This is a genomic window from Pseudomonas sp. GW821-FHT01E05 (genome assembly GCF_059422425.1).
On record NZ_JBWKWW010000013.1, the window covers coordinates 117,508 to 134,642 of the forward strand.

At 58.6% G+C, this 17,135-nt stretch carries 15 protein-coding genes and 1 tRNA gene; 9 read left to right on the forward strand and 7 right to left on the reverse strand.

Annotated elements, in window-relative coordinates:
* Positions 1-13 precede the first annotated feature (13 nt).
* The 9 genes from tolR to nadA all read left to right on the forward strand — a co-directional run bounded on the left by tolR (position 14) and on the right by nadA (position 7,231).
* Complete coding sequence (gene tolR, locus AC07W5_RS25115; protein ID WP_494992151.1) at positions 14-466, forward strand: protein TolR; 453 nt, start codon at positions 14-16, stop codon at positions 464-466.
* Complete coding sequence (gene tolA / locus AC07W5_RS25120) at positions 466-1,545, forward strand: cell envelope integrity protein TolA (protein WP_495024518.1); 1,080 nt, start codon at positions 466-468, stop codon at positions 1,543-1,545. The genes tolR and tolA overlap by 1 nt, the downstream gene beginning before the upstream one ends.
* Positions 1,546-1,583: 38 nt before the next feature.
* Positions 1,584-2,843, forward strand: coding sequence for a Tol-Pal system beta propeller repeat protein TolB (tolB, locus tag AC07W5_RS25125; protein WP_494992152.1), 1,260 nt, complete (start codon positions 1,584-1,586; stop codon positions 2,841-2,843).
* A 52-nt stretch (positions 2,844-2,895) separates the two neighbouring features.
* A complete protein-coding gene (gene pal, locus AC07W5_RS25130) occupies positions 2,896-3,393 on the forward strand; it encodes a peptidoglycan-associated lipoprotein Pal (RefSeq protein ID WP_123426662.1) in 498 nt (165 codons plus the stop codon).
* 6 nt (positions 3,394-3,399) lie between these two features.
* Positions 3,400-4,227 (forward strand): tol-pal system protein YbgF, encoded by an 828-nt coding sequence (gene ybgF / locus AC07W5_RS25135; RefSeq protein ID WP_494992091.1) that lies wholly within the window; start codon positions 3,400-3,402, stop codon positions 4,225-4,227.
* A 181-nt stretch (positions 4,228-4,408) separates the two neighbouring features.
* Positions 4,409-5,056, forward strand: a complete 648-nt coding sequence (gene queE, locus AC07W5_RS25140; protein ID WP_494992092.1) for a 7-carboxy-7-deazaguanine synthase QueE — start codon at positions 4,409-4,411, stop codon at positions 5,054-5,056.
* Positions 5,057-5,069: 13 nt separating this feature from the next.
* Entirely contained in the window at positions 5,070-5,759 is a 690-nt protein-coding gene (gene queC, locus AC07W5_RS25145) for a 7-cyano-7-deazaguanine synthase QueC (protein ID WP_494992093.1), read from the forward strand.
* 63 nt (positions 5,760-5,822) lie between these two features.
* A tRNA-Lys gene (locus AC07W5_RS25150) sits at positions 5,823-5,898 on the forward strand.
* A gap of 274 nt (positions 5,899-6,172) precedes the next feature.
* Positions 6,173-7,231, forward strand: a complete 1,059-nt coding sequence (gene nadA / locus AC07W5_RS25155) for a quinolinate synthase NadA (RefSeq protein ID WP_494992094.1) — start codon at positions 6,173-6,175, stop codon at positions 7,229-7,231.
* Between the two features lie 737 nt (positions 7,232-7,968).
* Here the strand turns inward: nadA and AC07W5_RS25160 are convergent.
* The 7 genes from AC07W5_RS25160 to gcsR all read right to left on the reverse strand — a co-directional run bounded on the left by AC07W5_RS25160 (position 7,969) and on the right by gcsR (position 17,078).
* Positions 7,969-8,457 carry an RDD family protein gene (locus AC07W5_RS25160; RefSeq protein WP_495024519.1) on the reverse strand — a complete coding sequence of 163 codons (489 nt, stop codon included), beginning with the start codon at positions 8,455-8,457 and terminating at the stop codon, positions 7,969-7,971.
* A 95-nt stretch (positions 8,458-8,552) separates the two neighbouring features.
* Positions 8,553-8,765 carry a cold-shock protein gene (locus tag AC07W5_RS25165; RefSeq protein WP_105346577.1) on the reverse strand — a complete coding sequence of 71 codons (213 nt, stop codon included), beginning with the start codon at positions 8,763-8,765 and terminating at the stop codon, positions 8,553-8,555.
* Between the two features lie 399 nt (positions 8,766-9,164).
* On the reverse strand, positions 9,165-10,289 hold the full coding sequence (gene gcvT, locus AC07W5_RS25170; protein ID WP_495012948.1) for a glycine cleavage system aminomethyltransferase GcvT: 1,125 nt from the start codon (positions 10,287-10,289) through the stop codon (positions 9,165-9,167).
* Positions 10,290-10,331: 42 nt separating this feature from the next.
* Positions 10,332-11,708, reverse strand: coding sequence for an L-serine ammonia-lyase (locus AC07W5_RS25175; RefSeq protein WP_494992097.1), 1,377 nt, complete (start codon positions 11,706-11,708; stop codon positions 10,332-10,334).
* Between the two features lie 201 nt (positions 11,709-11,909).
* Positions 11,910-14,762 (reverse strand): aminomethyl-transferring glycine dehydrogenase, encoded by a 2,853-nt coding sequence (gene gcvP, locus AC07W5_RS25180; RefSeq protein WP_495024520.1) that lies wholly within the window; start codon positions 14,760-14,762, stop codon positions 11,910-11,912.
* A gap of 11 nt (positions 14,763-14,773) precedes the next feature.
* Positions 14,774-15,157, reverse strand: coding sequence for a glycine cleavage system protein GcvH (gcvH, locus tag AC07W5_RS25185; RefSeq protein WP_494992099.1), 384 nt, complete (start codon positions 15,155-15,157; stop codon positions 14,774-14,776).
* Between the two features lie 412 nt (positions 15,158-15,569).
* Complete coding sequence (gene gcsR, locus AC07W5_RS25190) at positions 15,570-17,078, reverse strand: transcriptional regulator GcsR (RefSeq protein ID WP_495024521.1); 1,509 nt, start codon at positions 17,076-17,078, stop codon at positions 15,570-15,572.
* Between the last annotated feature and the right edge of the window lie 57 nt (positions 17,079-17,135).

Below are 17,135 nucleotides of genomic sequence, written 5' to 3' on the forward strand. Positions count from 1 at the left end.
CCCAATGGCTTTAATCGCTCGAGCTCGCAAAAAGCGCAAGCCGGTTGCCGAGATGAACGTAGTGCCTTACATCGACGTGATGCTGGTGCTGCTGGTCATCTTCATGGTGACCGCACCGATGCTCAATCAGGGCGTGAAAGTTGATCTGCCCAAGGTTTCCAGCGAAGCCTTGCCGCAAGACAACAACACTCAGGTCCTGACCATTTCGATCAAGGCTGACAAGACCTATTACTGGAACCTTGGCAGCGAAGTCAACACCGACAAGCAGCAGGACAAGGCGATGACCTTGCCGCAGATGACCGACGCCGTGACCAAGATCATTCGCGCCGGTACAGAAGGTGGCAAGCGTACCCAGGTCTTCATCCGCGGCGATAAAACCGTCGATTATGGCTCCGTGATGGGGGCAATGGGTGGGCTGCAGAAAGCTGGGGTCGGTAATGTTGGCTTGATTACCGAGGCGCCCTGATGCACCAACAGCGAGAGCCGTCCGCCTCGGAAAGCTACTTCTGGCCTAGCGTTTGGGCATTAGCCCTGCACGTTCTGGTGTTTGGCATGCTGTTCGTCAGTTTCGCCATGACCCCGGACTTGCCGCCAGCCAAGCCGATTGTCCAGGCGACCCTGTATCAACTGAAATCGAAAAGTCAGGCAACTACCCAGACCAATCAGAAGATTGCGGGTGAGGCGAAGAAATCCGCCGCACGTCAGACCGAAGTCGAACAGATGGAACAGAAGAAGGTTGAGCAGGAAGCGGTAAAGGCTGCGGAACAAAAGAAAGAAGAGTCAGCTCAAAAGGCCGACGAGGCCAAGAAGGCGGATGAAGCCAAGAAGGCGGATGAGGCGAAGAAGGCTGAACAAGCCAAGAAAGCCGACGATGCCAAGAAGGCTGCAGAAGCAAAAAAGGTTGAAGAGAAACAATTGGCTGATATAGCCAAGAAGAAGGCTGAAGAGGAAGCCAAGAAAGAGGCTGAAGAAGAGGCCAAGAAAAAGGTCGCTGAGGAAGCCAAGAAAAAAATTGTCGAAGACGCGAAGAAGAAAGCCGCGGACGACGCCAAGAAGAAAGCTGAAGCGGACGAGGCGAAGAAGAAAATCGCCGAGGATGCGAAGAAGAAAGCTACTGCCGATGCTGCCAAGAAAAAGGCAACTGACGCGGCGCGTAAATCGACCGAAGAGAAAAAGGCTCAGGCCCTGGCTGATTTGCTTTCCGACAAACCACAGCGTCAACAAGCCCTGGCCGATGAGCGGGGCGATGAAGTCGCCGGCAGTTTCGACGATCTGATTCGTGCTCGGGCAGCGGAAGGTTGGGCACGACCTCCTTCGGCACGCAAGAACATGACGGTAGTACTGCAGATTGGCATGTTGCCGGACGGTACGGTGACTTCGGTGACTGTGGCCAGGTCCAGTGGTGATGGTCCGTTCGACAGTTCTGCTGTAGCGGCGGTCAAGAACATTGGTCGTTTGACAGAAATGCAGGGAATGAAACCGAGCGATTTCGCTCCCTATCGTTCATTCAAGATGACATTCACACCTGAGGATCTAGCCTTGTGAGAAACCTTCTTCGAGGATTGCTTGTCGTTATTTGCTGCATGGCAGGGATAGCGGCAGCGGATGAAAAAAACATTCTGGTCACCAGTGGCAGTGACCGGGCCACGCCGATTGCAGTAGTGCCATTCGGTTGGCAGGGCGGCAGCGTGCTGCCGGACGACATGGCGGAAATCATCGGTAATGACCTGCGCAACTCGGGTTATTACTCGCCAATTCCGAAGCAGAACATGATCGGTCTGCCGACTCAGGCCAGCGAAGTCATTTATCGTGACTGGAAGGCTCTTGGAGCCCAGTACATCATGGTCGGTAGCATTGTTCCTGCCGGCGGTCGCCTGCAGGTGCAGTACGCACTGTTCAACGTCGCCACCGAGCAGCAAGTGCTGACCGGCAGCGTATCAGGCAGCGTCGATCAACTGCGCGACATGTCTCACTACATTGCTGACCAGTCGTTCGAGAAGCTTACCGGCATCAAAGGTGCTTTCTCGACGCGCATGCTGTACGTGACTGCCGAGCGTTTTTCGGTGAGCAACACGCGTTACACCTTGCAGCGTTCCGACTATGACGGCGCGCGCGCAGTGACCTTGTTGCAATCGCGCGAGCCAATCCTGTCGCCGCGTTTCGCACCTGATGGCAAGCGTATTGCCTACGTGTCGTTCGAACAGAAGCGCCCGCGCATCTTCGTTCAGCACATCGATACCGGTCGCCGCGAGCAGATCACCAACTTTGAAGGTCTCAATGGCGCGCCAGCCTGGTCGCCGGATGGCACGAGACTGGCTTTTGTACTGTCCAAAGACGGTAATCCGGATGTTTATGTAATGAATCTGGGGTCGCGTCAGATCACTCGCGTCACCAGTGGTCCAGGCATTAATACCGAGCCGTTCTGGGGTAAGGATGGTTCAACCATCTACTTCACGTCGGACCGTGGCGGCAAGCCGCAGATCTACAAAACCAGCGCAGGTGGCGGCGGTGCGGAGCGTGTGACCTTTATCGGTAACTACAACGCCAACCCGAAATTGTCAGCAGACGAGAAGACGCTTGTCATGATTCACCGTCAGGATGGCTTCACCAATTTCAAGGTGGCGGCTCAGGATTTGCAACGCGGTAGCGTAAAAATCCTAACTGATAGCACTCTGGACGAGTCGCCTACTGTCGCGCCCAACGGCACCATGGTAATCTACGCCACCCGCCAGCAGGGCCGGGGAGTCTTGATGCTCGTGTCCATTAATGGACGCGTAAGGCTCCCGCTTCCTACCGCTCAAGGCGAAGTCAGAGAACCTTCCTGGTCCCCTTACCTGAACTGACGCGGCGCTACACGTTGTACTTAACACATTGGGGTTCATTAGGAGTTTCACGATGGAAATGCTGAAGTTTGGTAAGTTTGCTGCGCTGGCTCTGGCCATGGCTGTAGCTGTAGGTTGCTCGTCCAAAGGCGGCGACAACGCCGGTGCAGGCGCTGTTGATCCAAACGCTGGTTACGGCGCTAACACTGGTGCTGTGGATGGCTCCCTGAGCGAAGAAGCTGCTCTGCGCGCAATCACTACCTTCTACTTCGAATACGACAGCTCGGACCTGAAGCCAGAAGCCATGCGCGCTCTGGACGTTCACGCCAAAGACCTGAAAGCAAACGGCGCTCGCGTTGTTCTGGAAGGCAACACCGACGAACGTGGTACTCGTGAGTACAACATGGCACTGGGCGAGCGTCGTGCGAAAGCCGTTCAGCGCTACCTGGTACTGCAAGGTGTTTCCCCAGCTCAGCTGGAACTGGTTTCCTACGGCGAAGAGCGTCCAGTTGCTACCGGCAACGACGAGCAGTCCTGGGCTCAAAACCGTCGCGTCGAACTGCGTAAGTAATTCGTCATGCGAACGTGCCGTCGTGCTGTAACTGTTTTGGCTCTCAGCCTCATGCCGCTCGCGGTGTGGGCTGCGGTTCCTGTGGTCGATGACAACAACTCCGGTTATAACAATAGCGGGAGCAGTTATCCGCCTGCGGGTTACGGTACGAACGGCGCCTATGCCGGGGGAGGGGTTTCGGCTCCTGTCTCGGCACAGGGTGAGCTGTTCAACCAACTGCAACAAATGCAGGAGCAAATCGCCCGGCAACAAGGTGTGATTGAAGTTCTGCAAAATGATGTTGCGCGCATGAAGCAGGAAAACCTGGAGCGATACCAGGATCTTGATCGGCGTATTGGAACCGGCGGCGCACCTGCCGCGGCTCCTGATAATTCTTCTGCTGGTGGCGATGTCAATGCCGCCGGTGCAGCTGCAGCGCCTGCCACTCAGGCTCCTGCAGCAAGTAGCGAACCGGGTGATCCGGCGAAGGAAAAGCTGTATTACGACGCAGCCTTCGACCTGATCAAGGCCAAGGATTTCGACAAGGCCAGCCAAGCCTTCGCCGCATTCCTGCGCAAATACCCGAACAGCCAGTATGCGGGCAACGCTCAATACTGGTTGGGTGAAGTGAACCTGGCCAAGGGCGACCTGCAAGGTGCCGGTCAGGCTTTTGCCAAGGTTAGCCAGCTGTACCCCAAGCATGCCAAAGTGCCGGATTCGCTGTACAAGCTTGCTGATGTAGAGCGCCGACTGGGTCACACCGATAAGGTCAAAGGCATTCTGCAGCAGGTTGTGAGCCAGTATCCGGGCACTTCCGCCGCTCAGCTGGCCCAGCGTGACTTGCAACGCATGTAAGCGTGTAGCTTGTAGAAATAGTTACGCCGTTTTGAAGAAACCCGCGCCCATCGCGGGTTTTTTCGTTAGAATTCATACCCTTTTTATGAAACACGCTTCTTGGGATTCGCGCGGTTGCGGGGTTCCTTGAAGTGCCTGACGGAGGCGGACAGCCTGTTTAGCTGTTACGCCCGTGGCGACTATGCAAGACACATTGAGAATCACCGAAGTCTTTTACTCGTTGCAGGGTGAAACGCGGACTGCCGGGCTGCCCACAGTATTTGTGCGTCTGACCGGTTGCCCATTGCGTTGTCAGTACTGCGACAGCGCCTACGCTTTCAGCGGTGGCTCGATCATGTCCCTGGACAGCATCCTCGAACAGGTTGCCGGCTACCGCCCGCGCTATGTCTGTGTGACCGGCGGTGAGCCGTTGGCGCAACCCAATGCCATTCCTTTGCTCAAGCAGCTGTGTGATGCCGGATACCAGGTGTCGCTGGAAACCAGTGGCGCTCTGGATATTTCTGCGGTCGATCTGCGGGTCAGTCGGGTTGTCGACTTGAAAACACCTGGCTCCAAGGAGGCTCAGCGTAACCGCTATGAAAACATCGAGCTGCTGACGCCAAACGATCAGGTCAAATTTGTCATCTGTTCTCGTGAAGACTACGACTGGGCAGTGTCCAAACTGATTCAGTACGGTCTGGATCGGCGTGCCGGCGAAGTATTGTTCTCGCCCAGCCATCATGACTTGAATGCTCGCGACCTGGCTGACTGGGTTGTTGCGGACAACCTGCCAGTGCGCCTGCAACTGCAGCTGCATAAATATCTTTGGAATGACGAGCCGGGGCGCTGAAATGACTGAGCAAATGAATCAACAGCTATCTAATGAGAAGCGTGCGGTAATTCTGCTGTCTGGCGGCCTTGACTCGGCAACTGTCGTGGCCATGGCACGCGCCGACGGTTACAGCTGCTACACCATGAGCTTCGACTACGGTCAGCGTCATCGGGCCGAGCTGGATGCCGCTGCTCGGGTCGCCCGGGATCTTGGCGTCGTCGAGCATAAGGTGATCGGTCTGAATCTGAACGGCATTGGTGGCTCGGCTCTGACCGACAGCTCTATCGATGTGCCGCAAGCGCCAAGCGAAGGCATTCCGGTGACTTACGTGCCGGCGCGCAATACCGTGTTCCTCTCGCTCGCTCTTGGCTGGGCGGAAGTGCTCGGCGCGCGGGACATCTTTATAGGCGTCAATGCGGTGGACTATTCCGGTTACCCGGATTGTCGTCCAGAGTTCATCGAGGCATTCGAGCGTATGGCTAACCTGGCGACAAAGGCCGGGGTAGAAGGGCAGGGCTTCCGTATCCAGGCACCGCTGCAGAACTTGAGCAAGGCCGATATCGTCAAGGCAGGTGTACGACTTGGCGTCGACTACGGGCTGACGGTGTCCTGCTATCAGGCGGATGACAACGGTCGCGCATGTGGGAAATGTGACAGTTGCCGTCTGCGTGCTGAAGGCTTCTCTGCGGCGGGAATCAGCGACCCAACACGTTATTTTTGATTTATTTCATTTAGGGTGTTGAATTCCCGTTAAAAATCAGTATTATACGCGCCACCACACAGCGGGTCGTTAGCTCAGTTGGTAGAGCAGTTGGCTTTTAACCAATTGGTCGTAGGTTCGAATCCCACACGACCCACCATTTTAGATGTAGATGTTTGAAAATCTGGAAGGCCCACGAAAGTGAGGATTTCCAGATTTTTTTTTGCCCTGGATTTTATCGCTGTCCAATCAGGGCGCTTCACTGTTTTACGCAGGTCAGAATCATCTTTTGAATCCAGCGGATATTCTGTAGCCTTGCGCAGCTGCAATACTGTCCATGCCTGATGGACCCACTCTCCCGGCGGTACCCTGAACGGTCCAGAGCCGGTGGTATACTCGACTTTCGCGCACTAGCGCTTGCAGGTCTTGCGAACATGACGCAAATTTCCGAACGCCTTCTGGTTCAAGCCCACCTCGACGCCAAACAGCCCAAACCGCTAAGCGCCGAAGAGGAAGCCTATTACCGTGCTGCCATCGCTGCTGAGCTCAAGGCTCAGGACGCTGTACTGGTTGCCCACTTCTATTGCGATCCGGTCATTCAGGCTCTGGCCGAAGAAACCGGCGGCTGTGTGTCCGACTCGTTGGAGATGGCCCGCTTCGGCAACGCCCATCCGGCCAAGACTGTGGTGGTCGCCGGAGTGAAATTCATGGGCGAGACCGCGAAAATCCTCAATCCGGAAAAGCGTGTGCTGATGCCGACCCTGGAAGCGACCTGCTCGCTGGACCTGGGTTGCCCGGTGGACGAGTTCTCGGCGTTTTGTGATCAGCACCCTGAGCGCACGGTGGTGGTGTATGCCAACACTTCAGCGGCCGTCAAAGCCCGCGCTGACTGGGTCGTGACTTCCAGCTGTGCACTGGAAATCGTCGAGAGCCTGATGGATAACGGTGAGACGATCATTTGGGGCCCGGACAAGCATCTGGGCACTTATATCCAGCGCCAAACCGGTGCCGACATGTTGCTCTGGGACGGTGCCTGCATCGTTCACGAAGAGTTCAAGTCCAAGCAGCTCGAAGACATGAAAGCGCTGTATCCGGATGCGGCGATTCTGGTTCACCCCGAGTCGCCGACTTCGGTCATCGAACTGGCCGATGCAGTGGGTTCTACCAGTCAGCTCATTGCAGCTGCGCAAAAACTGCCAAACAAGACGTTTATCGTGGCCACCGACCGCGGCATTTTCTACAAAATGCAGCAGCTGTGCCCCGATAAGGTCTTCATCGAGGCGCCAACGGCCGGTAACGGTGCGACATGCCGCAGTTGCGCGCATTGCCCGTGGATGGCGATGAATACCCTTGAGCGCACGCTACAGGCCCTGCGAGAGGGGGCCAACGAGATCTTCGTTGACCCGGCGCTGATTCCCCAGGCCATTCGTCCGCTCAAGCGCATGCTCGATTTTACCCAGGCTGCACGCATGAAGCTGGCGGGCAATGCCTGATCCCTGTAGGAGCCGAGCTTGCTCGCGATGACGGCCTGACAGCCGGCCTGGCTCCTGCGGATGTACACAGATCAAATGTGGGAGCGGGCTTGCCCGTGAAGGCGGCCTGACAGCCGGCCTGTCTCCTGCGGATATACGCCGATCAAATGTGGGAGCCGAGCTTGCTCGCGATGGCGGCCTGACAGCCGACCAATCTCTTGCTGGTGTACATATCCGTTTCTGCGGTAACGGCCACTTTAGGTTTCGCCCTTACGGCGGGTCACTTGGAAAAGCCCCAAGTAACCAAGGGCTCTTGCCCCTTTCGTTCGGCCCTTCGCCTAGGCTCAGGGTGCCCTCGCTCCGGTCCTGCTCCGTGGGCCCGCCGCCATCGGCCATCCATGGCCGGGGGCGGCTAACCCGGCATCCATGCCGGGTTGCCCACTGCGCAGAACCTCCACTCGGCCTCTCGAGGGGGCGGTGCATCAAGATCAAAAGCGAGGCGGCCGACCGGCCGGCCTGAGCTTACGCGCACGCGATTCCCTGTAGGAGCTGCCGCAGGCTGCGATCTTTTGATCTTGCCGTTGCTGTTGCTTTGCTTTGGATCTGCCTGCCCCTTTCCCAGAGGCCGAACGCAGGCGTTGCGTGAAACGGATATGTACCCAATCCCAGGCAGCCGTTACCGCAGAAACGGATATGTACTCAAAATCAGAAGATCGCAGCCTGCGGCAGCTACAGGTTTTATGTACATCGACCTGAAGCTACTTCGTCTTCTTCGGAATCCGCACCAACTGGCTGTTTGAGTAGATGTCGTGCCAGCTGCGTTTCTGTTTGTCGAACAACGACCAGATGAAACCCAAACCTACACAAAGCAGCGAAGCAATCGACACGACAAAGCGCAGCAAGGCCTGCCACAGGCTGATAGCTGTACCGTCGGGGTTCTGTACGCGAATGCACCAGACTTGCATGCCAAGGGTCTGGCCAGACCAGGACCAGAATTTGGCGAAGAAGCCGAACAGGACGAAAAACAAAATCGTTGATAGCAGCGGATCACCGTCCAGTGCACCGGTATCTGTCAGGGCGCGCATTTTAGCTTCGCCAATGATCGCCATTTGCACCATCTTGTAAATGCCTCCGGTGACGATCAGTAGGGCGGTGCACAACAGGAAGTCATAGAACATCGCTGCCAGGCGGCGGCCCAGGCCTGCGGCGGGAAAGTCGCCTTGAGGGCTTAGCAGGTGTTTCGACATGACAGGACTCTCGGCTGAAAAAAGCCATTTTACGGAATTGCGCGCACAAAAAAGCCCCTGATGTCAGCATCAGGGGCTTTTTGTTGCAGTCGGGATTAACCTTCTGCTTGTACTTCGTCAGCCTGCATGCCTTTCTGGCCTTGCACAGCAACGAAAGTCACTTTCTGGCCTTCTTTCAGGCTCTTGAAGCCGCTGCCCTGAATCGCGCGGAAATGGACGAACAGATCCGGACCGCTTTCTGGAGTGATAAAACCAAAACCTTTTTCGTCGTTAAACCACTTGACGGTACCGCTCTGACGTTGGGACATTTCTTATTTCCTTTGACGCAAAAATTAATGACAGCCTCTTTCTAATGAAAGAGTACTGGGGCTGGTTGCAGGAAAGTAAGAGACGTCGAACGGGTTGTAGCAAACTTATGGCTACTGCCCAGGTCACGGTTCCAAGCGACCCATGCAAACACAGTGAAGAAACTCTACGCCAACTAAGGGAGAAAAAACAAGCCCTCAGAAGCCGCGGTTTTACTCAGCGTGGGGTCGTTTACAGACTGGTGATGTCGCTTATTCGATAGAGCTGTTCAATTGTTTTCGATCGTTATAAACCAAGTTCATTATCGAAATTTATAGCCAACCGCATGCACTGTTTGGTGGCGGTTGCGTTACAGATTAGTGCACTGTTAACGCAACCGCGTTACTTATAGAAACAGTCAATCAACCGCGATAGTAGCGTTGTGGAACAAATGGCATTTTGCTTACATTCATGGGCACCTTTTTCCCACGTACAATTGCCCAGACGGATGTATCAAGTGCCATGTAGTGGCTGTCGAGGTAACCCATGGCCAATGGGCCACCCAATGTTGGTCCAAAGCCGCCGCTGCACACGCTGCCGATCACTGTGCCTTCTTCGTTGACGATTTCTGCGCCTTCACGCACTGGCGTGCGCTCCTGAGGTAACAGGCCGACCCGTTTGCGGCTCACACCGGCTTGCTGCTGAGTGAACACGGTTTCTGCGCCAGGGAAGCCACCGGCACGGGAGCCATCGGCGCGACGAGCCTTGGAGATGGCCCAGAGCAGGCTGGCCTCGATAGGCGTGGTCTCGGTGTTCATATCGTGGCCATAGAGGCACAGGCCGGCTTCCAGGCGCAGCGAGTCGCGAGCGCCGAGGCCGATTGCTGCCACTTCCGGTTCGGCCAGCAGTGCGCGGGCCAAGGCTTCTGCGTTGGCGGCCGGTACGGAGATTTCGAAACCGTCTTCACCGGTGTAGCCGGAACGGCTGACGTAGCAGTCCACGCCCAGCAACTTCACGCTGGTGAATTGCATGAAGGTCATTTTCGACACGTCAGGTGCCAGGCGTGCCAGTACCGTTACCGCCGCCGGGCCTTGCAGCGCGAGCAGGGCGCGTTCTTCAAACAGTGGCTGAATCTCGCACTGGTCGCCGATGTATTTGCGCAGGTGCGCGAGGTCCTGATCCTTGCAGGCGGCGTTGACCACCAGGAACAGTTCATCGTTACCGAGGTTGGCGACCATCAGGTCATCGAGTATGCCGCCGGTTTCATTGGTGAACATCGCATAACGTTGCATCCCCACCGGCAGGTCGATGATGTCCACCGGCACCAGGGTCTCCAGTGCCTTCGCGGCGTTGGCGCCGGTCAGGCGAATCTGGCCCATGTGCGAGACATCGAACAACCCGGCCTGATCACGGGTGTGCTGGTGTTCTTTCATCACGCCCAGCGGGTATTGCACCGGCATGTCGTAACCGGCGAATGGGACCATGCGCGCGCCGAGCTCCAGATGCAGGGCGTGCAGCGGGGTTTTCAACAGTTGTTCGGTGGACATGTTCAGCTCCTGAAAAAATGCACTGATGCAGCCAGGCTCGCATCAGCACTCAATGATGTTGACCGCCAAACCGCCGCGGGCGGTTTCCTTGTATTTGCTTTTCATATCGGCGCCGGTCTGGCGCATGGTGCGAATGACCTTATCGAGGGAGACGTAGTGTTGACCGTCGCCGCGCAGGGCCATGCGCACCGCATTGATGGCTTTTACCGAGCCCATGGCGTTGCGCTCGATGCACGGCACCTGAACCAGGCCGCCAATGGGGTCGCAGGTCAGTCCGAGGTTGTGTTCCATGCCGATCTCGGCGGCGTTTTCCACTTGCTGCACGGTGCCGCCCAGCACTTCGCAGAGTGCCCCGGCGGCCATTGAGCAGGCGACACCGACCTCGCCCTGGCAGCCGACTTCGGCGCCGGAGATCGAGGCGTTTTCCTTGTATAGAATGCCAATGGCCGCCGCGGTGAGCAGAAAACGCACCACACCGTCTTCGTTGGCTCCCGGGATAAAGCGCATGTAGTAGTGCAAAACCGCAGGAATTATCCCTGCTGCGCCATTAGTCGGTGCAGTGACCACGCGACCGCCGTTGGCGTTTTCTTCGTTGACCGCCAAGGCGTACAAATTGACCCAGTCGAGTACCGACAGTGGATCGCGCAGGGAGGCTTCGGGGCTCTTGCACAATTGCCGATGCAGCGCTGCCGCACGGCGTTTGACCTTCAAGCCGCCGGGCAGAATTCCCTCGTTGCGGCAACCGGCGGCGACGCAGTCCTGCATCACTTGCCAGATATTCAGCAAGCCGGCACGGGTTTGCGCTTCCGGGCGCCAGGCGCTTTCATTGGTCAGCATCACCTGGCTGATGGACAGGCCGTAGGTGGTGCAATGACCGAGCAAGTCCTTGGCACTCTTGAACGGGAAGGTCAGCGGCGTGGTGTCTTCGACAATGCGGTCAGCGCCCGCAGCATCTTCATCGACGACGAAGCCACCACCGACCGAATAATACTCGCGGCTGCGAACCTGCAAACCGGCGGCATCGAAGGCACGAAAGATCATGCCGTTGGGGTGATAGGCCAAGGGTTTGCGGATCATCGCCAGGTGGAGTTTTTCGTTGAATTCTATGCTGTGTTCACCGAGCAGGTTCAAGCGTCCGTTGCTGCGAATCTCGTGCAGGCGGGCAGCAATGGTCTCGGTATCCACGGTATCCGGGTGTTCACCTTCCAGGCCCAGTAACACGGCCTTGTCGCTGCCGTGGCCCTTGCCGGTAGCGCCGAGCGAGCCGTACAGCTCGACTTTGACGCAGGTGGTTGCCGCCAGCAGGTTTTCACGACGCAGGCCTTCGACGAAGCGCGCAGCGGCACGCATCGGGCCGACGGTGTGGGAACTGGAGGGGCCGATGCCAATCTTGAACAGGTCGAACACGCTTAACGACATGGTTGTTCTCCGGTTTCTTGTAATGAGGATCGACGCAGATTCTGAGAATTGGCAAAGATCCTTGTGGGAGCGAGCTTGCTCGCGATAGCGGTGTGACAGGCAGCATTGATGTCGACTGACACGGCCCCATCGCGAGCAAGCTCGCTCCCACAGGGTATTGTGGTGACCATGAGGGGGCGAGCAAGTCGCCCCCTCATTGGTTTAAGCGTAGCTTTCGATCGACGGGCAAGCGCAGATCAGGTTGCGATCGCCGAACACGTTGTCGACCCGACCGACCGGTGGCCAGTACTTGCCCTCGATCAACGATGCAACCGGGTACACCGCCTGTTCACGGCTGTACGGATGCGTCCACTCACCAACGATTTCCGCCGCGGTGTGCGGGGCGTTTTTCAGCGGGTTGTCGTCCTGGTCCAGGGTGCCGTTTTCCACCGCGCGGATTTCTTCGCGGATGCGGATCATGGCGTCGCAGAAGCGGTCCAGTTCTTCCTTGGATTCGCTTTCGGTCGGCTCGATCATCAGCGTGCCGGCCACCGGGAAGGACATGGTCGGGGCGTGGAAGCCGAAGTCGATCAGGCGCTTGGCGACGTCATCGACGCTGATGCCGCTGCTGTCTTTCAACGGACGCAGGTCGAGGATGCATTCGTGGGCCACCAGGCCGTTGCTGCCGGTGTACAGCACCGGGTAGTGCTCTTCGAGGCGCCGGGAAATGTAGTTGGCATTGAGGATCGCCAGCTGCGAGGCACGCTTGAGACCCGCGCCACCCATCATCCGAATGTACATCCAGGTGATTGGCAGAATGCTCGCGCTGCCGAACGGTGCCGCGCAGACCGCGCCTTCCTTGCGTTCCATCGTGCCGTGACCCGGCAGGAACGGCGTCAGGTGGGATTTCACGCCAATCGGGCCGACGCCCGGGCCGCCACCGCCGTGGGGGATGCAGAAAGTCTTGTGCAGGTTCAGGTGGGACACGTCGCCGCCGAACTTGCCCGGTGCGCAGAGGCCAACCATGGCGTTCATGTTGGCGCCGTCGATGTACACCTGGCCGCCGTGGTCATGGATGATCCCGCAGATTTCGCGGATGCCTTCTTCGAACACGCCGTGGGTCGAGGGGTAGGTGATCATCAGCGCGGCGAGGTGTTCGCGGTGCTCGATGGCCTTGGCGCGCAGGTCTTCGATGTCGACGTTGCCGCGGGCGTCGCACGCGGTCACCACCACGCGCATACCGGCCATGTTGGCGGTGGCCGGGTTGGTGCCGTGGGCGGACGAGGGGATCAGGCAGATGTCGCGACGGTCTTCACCACGGCTCTGGTGGTAGGCACGGATCGCCAGCAGACCGGCGTATTCACCCTGGGAACCGGCGTTGGGTTGCAGGGAGATGGCGTCGTAACCGGTGGCGGCGCAGAGCATCGCTTCCAGTTCATCGGTCAGCTGCTGATAGCCGGCGCTTTGCTCGGCCGGGGCGAACGGGTGCAGGGCACCGAATTCGGCCCAGGTCACCGGGATCATTTCGCTGGCGGCGTTGAGTTTCATGGTGCACGAACCCAGCGGGATCATGCTGCGATCCAGGGCCAGGTCCTTGTCGGCGAGTTTGCGCAGGTAGCGCATCAGCTCGGTTTCCGAGTGATAACGGTTGAACACCGGGTGGCTGAGGATCGGCGATTGGCGCACCAGTGCAGCCGGGATGCGGCTTTCGACCGAGGCGGCGAGGGCGGCGAAGTCCGGCAGGGCCTTGCCGTCGGCCAGCACGCTCCACAGGGTTTCAACGTCAGCCTGGCTGGTGGTTTCGTCCAGCGACAGACCCAGACGTTCGCCATCCACCACCCGCAGGTTGATGCGCTGGGCGCGGGCCTGGTCGTGCAGGGCGGCGGTGTTGGCGCCGGTGGCCAGGGTCAGGGTGTCGAAGAAGTGTTCCTGCTCGACGCTCAGTCCCAGATCGCTCAAGCCTTGGGCAAGGATCGCGGTCAGCTGATGGATGCGCTGGGCGATCTGTGTCAGGCCTTTAGGGCCATGGTACACGGCGTACATGCTGGCGATGTTGGCCAGCAGCACCTGGGCGGTGCAGATGTTGCTGGTGGCTTTCTCGCGGCGGATGTGTTGCTCGCGAGTCTGCATGGCCAGGCGCAGGGCTGGCTTGCCGAAACGGTCTACGGACACGCCGACCAGACGGCCGGGCATGTCGCGTTTGAACGCATCGCGGGTAGAAAAGTACGCCGCGTGCGGGCCGCCGAAGCCCAGCGGCACGCCGAAGCGTTGGGCGCTGCCGATGGCCACGTCGGCGCCGAATTCGCCTGGCGGGGTCAGTACGGTCAGGGCCAGCAGGTCAGCGGCCACCGCGACCAGGGCGTTGGCCGCGTGGAAGCGTTCGGTCAGTTCGCGGTAGTCGAACAGGTCGCCGTTGCTGGCCGGGTATTGCAGCAGGGCGCCAAAGAACGCACTGACGTCGGTCAGCTCGCGTTCGTCGCCGACCACCACCTCGATGCCCAACGGCTCGGCGCGGGTGCGCAAGACGTCGAGGGTCTGCGGGTGGCAGTGGCGGGAGGCGAAGAAGGCGTGGCTGCCTTTGTTCTTGCTCAAGCGTTTGCAGAAGGTCATGGCTTCGGCAGCGGCGGTGGCTTCATCGAGCAGCGAGGCGTTGGCGATCGGCAGGCCGCTGAGGTCACTGATCAGCGTCTGGAAGTTCAGCAGCGCTTCCAGGCGACCCTGGGAAATCTCCGGTTGATACGGGGTGTAGGCGGTGTACCAGGCCGGGTTTTCCAGCAGATTGCGCAGGATCGGCGATGGCGTATGGCAGTTGTAGTAGCCCTGGCCGATGTAGGTCTTGAACAGCTGATTTTTGGCGGCGATGGCCTTGATCGAGGCCAGGGCGTCGGCTTCGCTAAGGCCGGCGCCCAGGTCGAGCACGCTGGTGCCCTTGATGCTGTCGGGGATGACGCTGGCGCTCAGGGCTTCCAGGGAGTCGAAGCCCAGGCTGTTGAGCATGGCTTGCTCATCGCCCGAACGCGGGCCGATGTGGCGCGCGATGAATTCGTTGGCGGTGCTCAGGTTGACTTGAGTCATGGCGCTATTCCTCAGGCTTCGGCGTTGGCTTTGATCAGACGGTCGTAGGCGTCTTGATCCAGCAGGTTGGCGACAGCCGAGGCGTCGGTCGGCTTGAAGCGGAAGAACCAGCCTTCGCCCAGCGGATCTTCGTTGACCAGTTCAGGGCTGTCGTTGAGGGCCGGGTTGGTTTCAACCACTTCACCGTCCAATGGCATGTAAACGCCGCTGGCAGCCTTTACCGATTCGACGGTGGCGGCTTCGGCGCCTTTGTCGTAGGACTGCAGTTCTGGCAGTTGCACATAGACCACGTCGCCCAAGGCGTTCTGTGCGAAGGCGGTGATGCCGACTGTAACGCTGCCGTCAGCTTCGGTGCGCAGCCATTCGTGATCTTCAGTAAAACGCAACTCGCTCATGGAAACTCCTCAGGGGCCAGACTCGTCTGGTAGACGCGATTGAATGCTCGTGCAGGGCAGAGCTGAATGAGCAATTACTTAGCAAAATTGCGGCCAATGTTTTTTATTCTTTATAAATCAATTGCTTGGGTGTTTTTGAGTGGGCAAATAAATCCATAGCTGTAGCGAAATCGCTACAGCGGAAGGCGAAGAAAAAAGCCTATGAGGATCAAAGCCTTGCATGGCGGAGATTACCGAGGGGTGTATCGATATCATTCCACTGTAGCGCTTTCAGTACAGGTGGAGGTCGTTTTTGATGCGTCGTCCTTCGTAGGAGCGAGGCTTGCTCGCGATGAACGATAACGCGGTACGTCTGGCGCACCTTATCGTCTGAATCGCGGGAAAGCCTCGCTCCTACAGGGCGCAGATGGCTTCAGACCTTGCCGGGAATGCCGTATTTGCGCAAACGATGGGCGATGGCGGTGTGGGAGGTTTGCAGGCGGCTGGCCAGTTGGCGGGTCGAGGGGTAATTGACGTAGAGTTTTTCCAGCAGGGTTTTCTCGAACTCTTCCATGGCCTGTTCCAGGCTGTCGACTTCGGTGTCGCTCTGGCGCGCCACGGAAGTGCCAGCGATGTCCAGATCACCGATGTCCACCAGCGTGCTTTCGCAGATCGCTGCGGCGCGGAAGATCACGTTCTGCAATTGCCGGACATTGCCCGGCCAACGGTTACCCAGCAGCGCCGGATAAGTGCCGGGAGCCAGGCGACAGACCGGACGCTGAATCTGCGCACAGGCCTGCTGCATGAAGTAGCGCGCCAACAGCAGAATGTCCTGACCGCGTTCGCGCAGCGGCGGGACTTCGACATTCAGCACGTTCAGGCGATAGAACAGGTCTTCACGAAAGCTGCCTTCGCTGACCATTTTTTCCAGATCGCGGTGGGTGGCGCTGAGGATCCGCACATTGACCCTGACCTCACGATCACCACCAACCCGGCGGAAGCTGCCGTCGTTGAGAAAACGCAGCAGCTTGGCTTGCAGATAGGGCGACATCTCGCCGATTTCGTCGAGAAACACCGTGCCCTGGTTGGCCAGTTCCATCAGTCCCGGCTTGCCGCCGCGCTGGGCGCCGGTAAAGGCGCCGGGGGCGTAGCCAAACAGCTCACTTTCGGCGAGGTTTTCCGGGAGTGCCGCACAGTTCAGCGCCAGAAACGGCGAACTGTGGCGTGCACTGATGGCGTGACAGGCGCGGGCCACCAGCTCTTTGCCAGTACCGGTTTCGCCCTGGATCAACAACGGTGCGTCGAGGGCTGCCACCCGCTGGGCGCGGGCCTTGAGGGTACGGATCGCCGGGGACTCGCCGAGCAGTGCGTCGAAGCCTTCGGCATGGTCGTGATGCAGCGCGGACAGGCGTTCACCGATGCGATTGGGCTGGTACAGCGTCAGCAGAGCCCCGGCGTCGGTGATCGGTGTGGCGTCGAGCAACAGGGTCTGGCCATTGACGGTGATTTCGCGCAACGGCAGACGGAAGCCATGTTCGAGCAACGCATCCAGCAGCGCCGGATCGGCAAACAGTTCGGTGATACTTTCCCCGGCCGGTTCGCGGCCGTACAAGGCAACGAGCGCCGGGTTGGCCAGCAGGACGTTGCCAGCGCTGTCCAGAGCCAGCACCGGGTCGGTCATCGCCGCGAGCAAAGCGTCAAGCTGCAGATGACGGCGCTGGCCGGGGAGGATGTCGACCACTGTCACCGCTTGCACGCCACGCACGCTGAACAGTGCATCACGTAGCTCTTCCAGCACCTGCGGGCTCAACGTCGGGGCGTCGATGTAGACGTTGGGTGGAACCATTTCCACCGCATCCAGATTGAGATTGCGCCCGCCGAGCAAGGCCAGGACTTCCTGGGTGATGCCGACGCGGTCGATGAAACTGACGTGGATACGCATGGGGCGGTTGACGGTTCTGCAATGCGAGGGGTGGCAAGTATGCCTTGGAGGAGGGTA